Origin of the sequence: Pseudocolwellia sp. AS88, from assembly GCF_030551755.1 — a bacterium.
In the GTDB taxonomy this organism is placed as follows: domain Bacteria; phylum Pseudomonadota; class Gammaproteobacteria; order Enterobacterales; family Alteromonadaceae; genus Pseudocolwellia.
Genome location: NZ_JAUPEC010000001.1, coordinates 359,974 through 369,952, shown reverse-complemented (window position 1 = coordinate 369,952; position 9,979 = coordinate 359,974). Strand labels below are relative to the sequence as shown.

General features: G+C 35.6%; 8 protein-coding genes. 4 read left to right on the top strand and 4 right to left on the bottom strand.

Annotated elements, in window-relative coordinates; all coding sequences use genetic code 11:
* Positions 1 to 145 precede the first annotated feature (145 nt).
* Entirely contained in the window at positions 146 to 964 is an 819-nt protein-coding gene (locus Q5N69_RS01535; RefSeq protein WP_304366959.1) for a mechanosensitive ion channel family protein, read from the bottom strand.
* A gap of 177 nt (positions 965 to 1,141) precedes the next feature.
* On the opposite strand from Q5N69_RS01535, the gene Q5N69_RS01530 reads away from it, so the two are divergent.
* Complete coding sequence (locus Q5N69_RS01530) at positions 1,142 to 1,981, top strand: 23S rRNA (adenine(2030)-N(6))-methyltransferase RlmJ (protein ID WP_304366957.1); 840 nt, start codon at positions 1,142 to 1,144, stop codon at positions 1,979 to 1,981.
* A gap of 17 nt (positions 1,982 to 1,998) precedes the next feature.
* Here Q5N69_RS01530 and Q5N69_RS01525 read toward each other — a convergent pair whose 3' ends face one another.
* Positions 1,999 to 2,412, bottom strand: coding sequence for a GFA family protein (locus Q5N69_RS01525; RefSeq protein ID WP_304366955.1), 414 nt, complete (start codon positions 2,410 to 2,412; stop codon positions 1,999 to 2,001).
* Between the two features lie 22 nt (positions 2,413 to 2,434).
* Positions 2,435 to 3,766, bottom strand: coding sequence for a DEAD/DEAH box helicase (locus tag Q5N69_RS01520; RefSeq protein WP_304366953.1), 1,332 nt, complete (start codon positions 3,764 to 3,766; stop codon positions 2,435 to 2,437).
* Positions 3,767 to 4,031: 265 nt separating this feature from the next.
* Between Q5N69_RS01520 and Q5N69_RS01515 the strand changes: the two genes are divergently transcribed.
* From Q5N69_RS01515 to Q5N69_RS01505, 3 genes are all read left to right on the top strand, one after another.
* On the top strand, positions 4,032 to 4,955 hold the full coding sequence (locus Q5N69_RS01515; protein WP_304366951.1) for a MipA/OmpV family protein: 924 nt from the start codon (positions 4,032 to 4,034) through the stop codon (positions 4,953 to 4,955).
* A gap of 438 nt (positions 4,956 to 5,393) precedes the next feature.
* Positions 5,394 to 6,821: an amidohydrolase gene (locus tag Q5N69_RS01510; RefSeq protein ID WP_304366949.1), complete on the top strand. Its 1,428-nt coding sequence runs from the start codon at positions 5,394 to 5,396 to the stop codon at positions 6,819 to 6,821.
* A gap of 1 nt (position 6,822) precedes the next feature.
* A complete protein-coding gene (locus Q5N69_RS01505; protein ID WP_304366947.1) occupies positions 6,823 to 8,121 on the top strand; it encodes an amidohydrolase family protein in 1,299 nt (432 codons plus the stop codon).
* A gap of 244 nt (positions 8,122 to 8,365) precedes the next feature.
* On the opposite strand, the gene gltX is transcribed toward Q5N69_RS01505, so the two are convergent.
* On the bottom strand, positions 8,366 to 9,784 hold the full coding sequence (gene gltX, locus Q5N69_RS01500; RefSeq protein ID WP_304366945.1) for a glutamate--tRNA ligase: 1,419 nt from the start codon (positions 9,782 to 9,784) through the stop codon (positions 8,366 to 8,368).
* Between the last annotated feature and the right edge of the window lie 195 nt (positions 9,785 to 9,979).

The following is a 9,979-nucleotide window of genomic DNA, read 5'->3' as shown; positions in this document are numbered from 1 at the left end:
ACCAAGTGCACAAAAAAGACCAGAAGCAAAAGCTACTGGCCTTTCATTAAACCGTCAACGTATCTTAGGACGGGACAACAACTACAAGAGTCGCTTTATCATTATTCTAAATTTGTATTTTAAATACTAAGTTATTCTATTAAACCTAGTCTTTCTTAAACAAATGTACATCTTGTTGTGGGAATGGGATAGAACAACCAGCAGCTTCTAAAGCAAGTTTACCTTGTTCATGAATATCAAAGTAGTATCCCCAGTAATCTTCAGTTTTAACAAAAGCACGGTAAAGAATATCTACAGAGCTATCATTTAAATTTACAACAGCGACAACATTACCTTCTTCTTTTAAAATTCTTTCATCGCTATTCATTAACGACATTAAAGTATCACGAGCAACTTTCATATCGTCGCTATAGCTAATACAAAATGTAACTTCAACTGCACGAACAGGGCTTTTTGTAAAGTTAGTAAGATTACCATTAGATAAAGGGCCATTAGGAATAACAATAATACGTTTATCAAAAGTTTCTAATAAAGTTACGAAAATTCCCATTTCAATAACAACACCAGATTCACCTTGTGCTTCAATGTAATCGCCCACACGAATAGGACGGAATATAAGTAGCATTACACCACCAGCGAAGTTAGACAAACTACCTTGTAACGCGATACCGATAGCTAAACCTGCAGCACCAAGTACAGCAATAAATGACGTAGTTTCGATACCAACCATTGAGGCAACACTGATAATTAATAACACTTTTAATAGAATATTAACGCCACCAGTTAAAAACGAGATTAACGTTTCGTCTTTTAAGCTTTTAGAAAAACCAACGTTTACCGCTTTGCTAATACGTTTAATAATCCATAAACCGATAATTAATACCGCTAATGCCATTAAAGCTTGTCCGCCGTACTCAACTGCGTAACCAAATATTTGATCTGAGTACTGTTCAATTGTTTCCATAATCATTCCTAATTAAATTTATATTAAAATTCTGCCTATAAGGTTAGCGGATAATTAAACAAAGTCCATAAATATTTACATTTTATTAACATATGTAAGAATTTATTTTACTCAGAAACATTTTTTTCCGTATAATAGCGCCCTTAAAATTATCTCACTATAAAGAAGGTTTTCACCTTGTTAAGTTACCGTCACGCCTTCCACGCCGGAAATTTTGCAGATGTATTAAAACATGCTGTTTTAACAAATGTACTTGAATATATGACAAGAAAAGATAAAGGTTATACTTATATCGATAGTCACTCAGGTGCTGGTATGTATCAACTCACCGAAGAGTACGCACAGAAAACAGGCGAATATAAACAAGGTATTGCGAAACTCATTAATAATGATGATATTCCTGAAGCGTTAGAAGAATATATCGCACTTATTCAATCTTTTAACCAAGCTGAGGAACTTAAGCTTTATCCTGGCTCGCCTGCAGTAGCGAAAGAATTTTCTCGCAGACAAGACAGCGCTCATTTATTTGAACTTCATTCAACTGACATTAATTACTTAACGGAATTTTGCCAACGTTGGAGTAAATCTCACGTTAAGCAATCTGATGGCTATCAAGGTATCTTATCTTTATTACCACCACCAAGCAGACGTGGCGTGGTATTAATTGATCCACCGTACGAGTTAAAAGAAGATTACGCTAAAGCCGTTAAAACTATTATTAGTGCATATAAGAAGTTTGCTACAGGTACTTATATATTATGGTATCCCGTAGTTAAACGAGAGCTTATTGATAAGATGCGAGAGCAATTTATCGCAAGCGATGTGAAAAATGTATTACAGGTAGAGTTTTGTATGCAAAAAGATACAGATACATACGGGATGACAGGTACAGGGCTTTATATTGTAAACCCACCTTGGCAACTTACTCAGCAATTGGAAGCAATTATGCCTTACTTGAAAGATAAGTTAGGTGATAGTCAAAGTACTTATAGTTTAGAGCAGATTATTGAAGAATAGTATTCGCTAGAATTTTATTAACTACGATAGGATTTAAACTGAGGTAAGTTGTCATTAATTTCAATCCACTTAGCTTTTGATTCTGTATAAATATGCGCATTTGGCTTTATGTTTTCAATATTTTCTACATGATCAAAAGTTGCTAACGATACTTCAATAGTTTGATCCAATTTATTATAAGAAGACTCAAAGAATAAAATCGCACCACAAATATTACAGAAGCTTCGTACAGTTTTGTTATCAGAAGTGTAAGAAGAAAGAAGCTCTTTGCCTGATAGCCAATGAAATTGATTGAGTTTAACTTCAACGAAGGTTGAAAATGCTGCACCATGAAATTTTTGACACATGGTGCAGTGGCAATGTCCTACAAGAGGTTCAAACTTATTAACCTTAAATTTAATCCCTTTGCATAAACAACTGCCCGAATTCATATTACTTTTATTCCTAATTTAACTAATCTTGTTCGTTTTCATCTCTTTCTTGTAATACACTTTTCTTACGCATGATAGGTGTATGCCCTGCCTCTTGACTAACAAATTGCTTTTTAACCATTTTACGAGGTTTAGCTTTTGTTGCTGCTTTCGCATTATCTTGTGTTTTAACTTTAGCTACAGCTTTTGGCTTCTTAGGTTTTATACCTTTAAATTTTGCTTTTAACCCTTCAACTGAGTCAAAAGTTACTTTTTGTTGAAGAAAGCCTTCAACGTTTTTCAAACTTACCCAATCTTTAGGACCAACCAACGAAATTGAATCCCCCGTACTACCCGCTCGGCCTGTTCGCCCAATACGATGTACAAATTCTTCTGTATGCTTTGGCATATCAAAATTGATTACATGAGATACGTTAACTAAATCTAAACCACGTGAAGCTAAATCCGTAGTAACCAACACTTTATGTTGCCCTTTACTGAACTTCTCCATGATTTGATTACGTTGACCTTGGTTTAATTCACCACTTAACGCGATAGAGTCATGGCCTTGCTCATTCAGCACTTTAGATAAACGTTCAGTATCACTTCTTGTAGCTGTAAAAATAATAAGTTGTTGAATTTTTTCTTTATTTAGAAAGTGCTCTAACAAAGCTTGTTTATGATCTAGATTGTCACATAAATAGAAACGTTTACTAATATCTTCATGCTCGGTATGACCTGCATTAATGGCTATACGTTTTGGTTTTTTCAATAAAGCTGAAGCAAAGTCGTTCACTTGTGCGTGATCTAAGGTTGCCGAAAACATTAAGGTTTGACGTTTACGATGATCAGCAGCTTCATTAATTAAGGTAAGTTCTTTAGAAAAACCAAGATCTAACATACGGTCAGCTTCATCTAAAATAAGTAACTCTAAACCGTTTAGGTAAAAGTGACCTTGTTTTAAGTGATCGGCCAAACGTCCGGGTGTCGCAACAATAAAATGAGGGTCTTTTTCTAAAGTCTTTACTTGGTCGTTAAAATTTTCACCACCTAAAATTAATACAGCTTTGAATTGCGAAGATGAAGTAAACATACGTAATTGACTAAACACTTGTTTAGCTAACTCTCGTGTTGGCGTTAAAATAAGTACCCGAGGATCTCTTTTACTTAACGCACGGTTTCTACTTAATCGCTGCATGGCAGGAATGATAAAAGCTAAGGTTTTGCCCGAACCTGTTTTAGATGAGGCAATTAAGTCATGACCTTTCATTGCAGCAGGTATTGCTTGCTGCTGTATTTCTGTTGGTTCAGTAAAACCTAAATGTTCAACTGTCGACATTAAACCACTATCTAATCCAAAATCACTAAACTGCAAACGAAACTCCAAGGTAAAAATAAATAAAAAACAACTTCTCTATTATAACCTTTATATTGAGAAGTGATGACAAGTATTTAAGTTTGATGCGTTAAAAGTTTTCCAAGCCTGTTATAAAATATGCAAATAAGGCTTTTATTTACAATCAATATCTTCGAATCAGACACTTAATCATTTTTTTATGATCTTTAGTGCAAATCAAACCGTAAAGAAACTATGATATAAACTTTATATTTTTCAACTACCAACGGCAAAAGAGTTATTTATGCACTTAAAAGGTTATTCTTCTATCGCTTTGAGTTTATTATTGCTTTGCTCTACGAACTCAAGTGCAAACACTGATACGGAAAATGGTATTGACGTAAAAAAAATGTCAGTTGAGCGAACATTAACAGGATTTGAAGATGTTGACGAAGCTTTATCCCTGTGGGAGCTTGGTGTAGGTGGCGGTGCTATCGAAGTTGCTAACTACCCTGCATCTTCACAACGTAACTCAGTTGTAGCTGCAGCTCCTTACGTCGTTTACCGTGGCGATATATTCCGAGTTGGCGATGGCAATGGCGTTCGTGCGGTTGTAGTTGATAAAAACAATTTAGAAATTGGCATGTCTTTTGGCGGAGCTTTTGCTGCTGACAGTGAAAATGGTACTGCTCGTGAAGGTATGCCGGAGTTAGATTTTTTATTAGAAATTGGCCCACAAGCTATTTATAAGTTAAAAGATTATAAATTTGAAAATGGTGGCAATGCCCGCCTAAATGCTAGATTACAGTTCAGATCTGCATTCTCAACCGACTTTTCTACCATTGATAACCGTGGTTATGTATTAAATCCTGTTATTACGTATCAACAACGTGGACGACTATTTGAAGGTACCGCATTAAGTACTTCTATTGGCATGTTATTCGCCACAGAGCGTTTTCATGATTACTTTTATCAAGTATCTGATGAATTTGTTACTGATACTCGACCTGCATATGACGCAAAAGGTGGTTATTTAGGTACTCGATTAGCACTTAGCGTGTCATTCCCTATGAGTGATAGTCTTCGTGGATTTGTTGGTGTGGGGGCTCAAATACATTCTGGATCTGCAAATGAAGATAGTCCTCTTTATGAAAAAGATATTACTTACAGTGCTTCAATTGGTTTTGTATGGCGTTTATATAAAAGTGAACGTAAAGCAGGTTGGTAATTATTGTTATAACAAAACCACTACATAAACGTCTTTTCAAAATAACGTTTATTATTTAAGTAATGAAAAGCTATGTTTACACTATTTTATCTGTTTTTTTACCGTGTAGACTTGTCGCTTTTATTATTACTTATATACTCTTATTCCATGGGGTTTCAAATTGTTGAAACCTTAAATAATCTGAAAACTCTATAGGCAATGATGTCTAATATTGTTATTTAACCGTCTACTTGTATTGATTTTATGCACTAATAGTCAGCTATTAGCACAGGAAACTCTGCTTGTTATTCGAGATAAATCCCAACATTGGTATAAAAATAAATGATTTTAAGTGAGATCATATCATCTTGTTTTTAAATCATATGAGTTAAAAAATTACACTCTTCATTATCTAGAGTTCAGGTTAAAATAAATTTTTAATAGGTATTAGGGAAAAAAATGCAAACAAGCTTACCTAAGATTTTCACTCCATTATTATTAGCTGCCACTATTTCAACACTCGCTGGTTGCGGTTCAGATGACGATGGCAAAGTGACCATAAACAAAAATCCATATCCAAGCACTTACTCACCACTTGCATCACAAAGTATTTTATTCACCAATGCGACCGTGCTTATTGGTAACGGCGAGCAACTTGAAGACGCTGACGTACTGATTGCTGATGGCAAAATTATTGAAGTGGGAAAAAACATCAATGAAGATGTAGACATTGAAATAGATGCTAAAGGCAAATGGATAACTCCTGGTATTATAGATGTGCATTCACATTTAGGTGTTTATCCAAGCCCTTCTGTTGAATCGCATTCTGATGGTAATGAAATGAGTTCACCTAACACTTCTGAAGTATGGGCTGAGCACAGTGTATGGCCACAAGATCCAGGCTTTCAAGCAGCCAGAGCTGGTGGTATCACTACATTACAAATATTACCTGGTTCAGCTAATTTATTTGGCGGACGTGGTGTGACTCTAAGAAATATCCCTAGTCATACAATGCAAGGCATGAAATTTCCAGATGCTCCTTATGGTTTAAAAATGGCATGTGGCGAAAACCCTAAACGTGTTTATGGTAGTAGAAAAGTTTTACCATCAACACGAATGGGTAATATGGCTGGATATCGCATGGCTTGGGCTGAAGCAACTGAATACAAAAGAGCTTGGGACAAATACGAAGCTGATTTTGAAGATGATGACACGGTGCAACCACCAAAAAGAGATATTGAATTAGATACACTTAAAGGTGTGTTAGATGGTGAGATTCTTATTCATAACCATTGTTATAAAGCTGAAGAAATGGCGATGATGATTGATTTAGGTAAAGAATTTAATTATCACGCTGGTACATTTCATCATGCAATTGAAGGTTATAAAATAGCTGACTTACTTGCAGAAAATGGTAACTGTGCTGCTATGTGGCCTGATTGGTGGGGTTTCAAAATGGAAGCCTACGATATGGTTCAAGAAAATGTTGCTATTGTTGATGCCGTTAAAAACTCATGTGCAATTGTTCATTCAGATTCTGACATCACAATTCAACGTTTAAACCAAGAAGCCGCAAAAGTGTTATACCGCGCTAAAGACAATGGATTTGAATTAGAAGAAAAAGATGCAATCCGTTGGATCACATTAAATGCCGCTAAATCTTTAGGGATTGACAGTAAAACAGGTAGTTTAGAAAAAGATAAACGTGCTGACGTTGTACTTTGGAATCGCAACCCATTTAGTGTTTATGCTCAAGCTGAGCAAGTATTTTTAGATGGAAGTAAAGTTTATGACCGTTTTGATGAAGCATATCAAGCGAAAAGTGACTTCATGTTAGGTCAACCATCATTGTTAGAAAATGTGAAAAAAAACAAGGTGGAGAAATAATATGAACTTCCGTAATAAAAAGCCAAATAAAGCTAAGTTACTTACACTTTGCTTATTAACGTTATCTATGTCTCTTGCTTCTTCAGTAACATTTGCGAATAGCTTTGTTATTAAAAATGCAAAAGTTCATACAGCTACACAGGCCGGTATCCTTAATAATGCGACCATAGTCGTGAAAGATGGTGTAATTACTGCAATTAACCCAAGATCATACAAGGTAACAAACGTTATTGATGCTCAAGGTAAAGACGTAACACCTGGCTTAATTGGTTCAATGAACTCATTAGGTTTAATTGAGGTAAATGCTGTATCTGGAACACGAGATGCGAGTGAGAAAAAAGCGGATATTACTTTTGATACCAGTAAAGCTTTTAATCCTAAATCGACTCTTTTACCTTACGCTAGAAAAGGTGGTGTAACCTCAAATGTAGTTAGCCCTATGGGCGGTGAAAGTATGTTTAGAGGTCAATCTTTCGCAGTAAATTTATCTGGCGATTTTGATAGTGTTTTAGTTAGTGACAGAGCTGTAGTAATTGATTTAGGCGCAAGCCATGAAGGCTCTAGAGCAACTCACATTCAAACCTTAATTAATACACTTGAAGACGCTCAAGAAAAGCTAACAGATAAAAAAGCTGAAGCTGAAAAGTCAGACGCGTCTGACAGTGAAGAGAAAGATAAAAAAGAGGAAAAGTTAAAACGTGACGAGATCATTATTAATGAACTACTCGCAGGCACTAAAACACTTGTAGCCTTTGCTGAAAGAGCAACTGATCTGCTGGTTTTAGTTGATATCAAACAACGTTTTAATCTTGATGTAGTTATCGTTGGTGGCAGTGACGCTGTTTTAATACAGAAACAATTAGTGAAAGCTGACATTCCAGTTATTGTTAACCCACACAACAACCTTCCTACAAGTTTTGACACTCTTAATTCGTCTTTAGATACTGCTACGGTATTAATAAAAGCAGGGTTAAAAGTGGGTTTATATATTGATGATGCTCACAAACTTGATCAGCTTCGTTATTTAGCAGGTAGTGCTGTTGCTAATGGCGTAGAGCATGAAGATGCGTTAGAAGCGATTACCGCCAACCTAGCTGATATATTCAAGCTAAATACAGGTAAAATAGCTGTTGGTAAAAAAGCTGACATTGTTATGTGGAGTGCAGATCCTTTTGAAATTAGTACAAAAGTAGAAAGGTTATGGATTGAAGGTGAAGAAGCGAGTACAAAATCACGTCAAGATGCCCTACGTGACCGTTATACAACTGACACTGAAATGCCAAGAGCTTACACAAAGTAACTTTACTTTAACTGATGTGAACTACATTTAAGTTAAATTAAGTTAATAAAACCGACATCATATTTAACCTATGACGTCGGTTTTTTTATTGTTGAATAATACCAAACGGTAAGCATAAAAAAAGCTAACTGAGATAGTTAGCTTTTCGAAAGATTTGCTTTATAGCTATTTGATTAATCTACAAACTAATCAACACTCGCTTCCTAGTTATAAGAAAATGTGTTCACCTTAAGCAAATAAAAACTTAGCCTGCACTATTGGCAATTCTTTCTTCTACAACTTGTAACGCAAAGTCGATACGTGAAAGTACTTTATCTTTATCTAATAAAGCTAAAGTAATATCTAAAGATGGAGAGTTTCCACCACCAGTAGCAGCAACACGTAAAGGCATACCCACTTTACCCATACCTACTTCTAATTCAGTCGCTGTGTCGTTAATAGCTGCGTGAATTAACTCAGGAGTCCATTCAGTTAACGCACCTAATTTAGCTTTAACTAAAATAAGTGGCTCTTTAACTACTGGGCGTAAATGCTTTTTAACTGATGTAGCATCTAATTCAGAAAAGTCTTCATAGAAGTAACGGCTAATTTGAGCCATTTCTTTTAATGTTTTCACACGGTCAGCTTGAATTTTTACTATATCAGCAAGTGCAGGACCATTTTCAACATTGATCCCCTGTTCATCCATGTGCCATTTTAAATGTGTAGCCACATATTCTGGATCCATAGTTTTCATGTAATGCTGATTTACCCAGATAAGTTTATCTGTGTTAAATCCAGATGGAGCACGGTTACAATCTTTAAGATCAAATAACTCAATCATCTCTTCACGAGAGAAAATCTCTTTATCACCGTGCGACCAACCTAAACGTACAAGGTAGTTTAATAACGCTTCTGGTAAGTAACCATCATCACGATATTGCATAACACCTACAGCACCATGACGCTTAGATAAACGCTTGCCGTCATCACCCAAAATCATAGGGATATGAGCATATTCAGGTAACGTAGCACCTAATGCTTTAAGAATGTTTATTTGCTTAGGTGTATTACTTACATGATCATCGCCACGAACAACATGAGTTACTTTCATATCCCAGTCATCAACAACAACTGTAAGGTTATATGTTGGTGTACCATCAGAGCGAGCAATAATTAAATCATCAAGTTGGTCGTTACTAATAGCGATATCGCCTTTAACCATATCTTTAATGATAACATCGCCACCAATTGGGTTTTTAAAGCGAATAACAAAAGGCTTATCTTCTGGGTAATCTGTACGTTCACGCCACAAGCCATTGTACTTTTCAATTTCGCCTTTAGCTTTAGCTTCTTCACGCATTGCTTCAACTTCTTCAGCTGTAGAATAACAACGGTAAGCGTTTCCTGAAGCCAATAATTGTTCAATAACCTCTTTGTATCTATCAAAGCGTTTAGTTTGATAATAAGGACCGTGAGTCCACTCAAGGTTTAACCAGTTCATACCATCCATAATAGCGTCAACAGATTCTTGAGTTGAACGCTCTATATCCGTATCTTCAATACGAAGGATAAAGTCACCGCCATTTTTTTGAGCGTATAACCAGCTATATAAAGCTGTTCTTGCACCACCTACGTGTAAATAACCTGTAGGGCTTGGAGCGAAGCGAGTTGTTAATGTCATAGTTGTCTCACGATATTGGTTAACTAGTCTTTATGATTAAAATTCTAGTTAAAAAGTAGGTCTAAAAATTGCCAGCATTTTATCAGGCATAGCAAGGCATTACACCCGCAAAAGGAATATAAATTAATAATTTTGCTAAATAGATAAAGTTACGAGGTGTAATAACTAGAGATCATGTTATTTGTACGTCTTAAT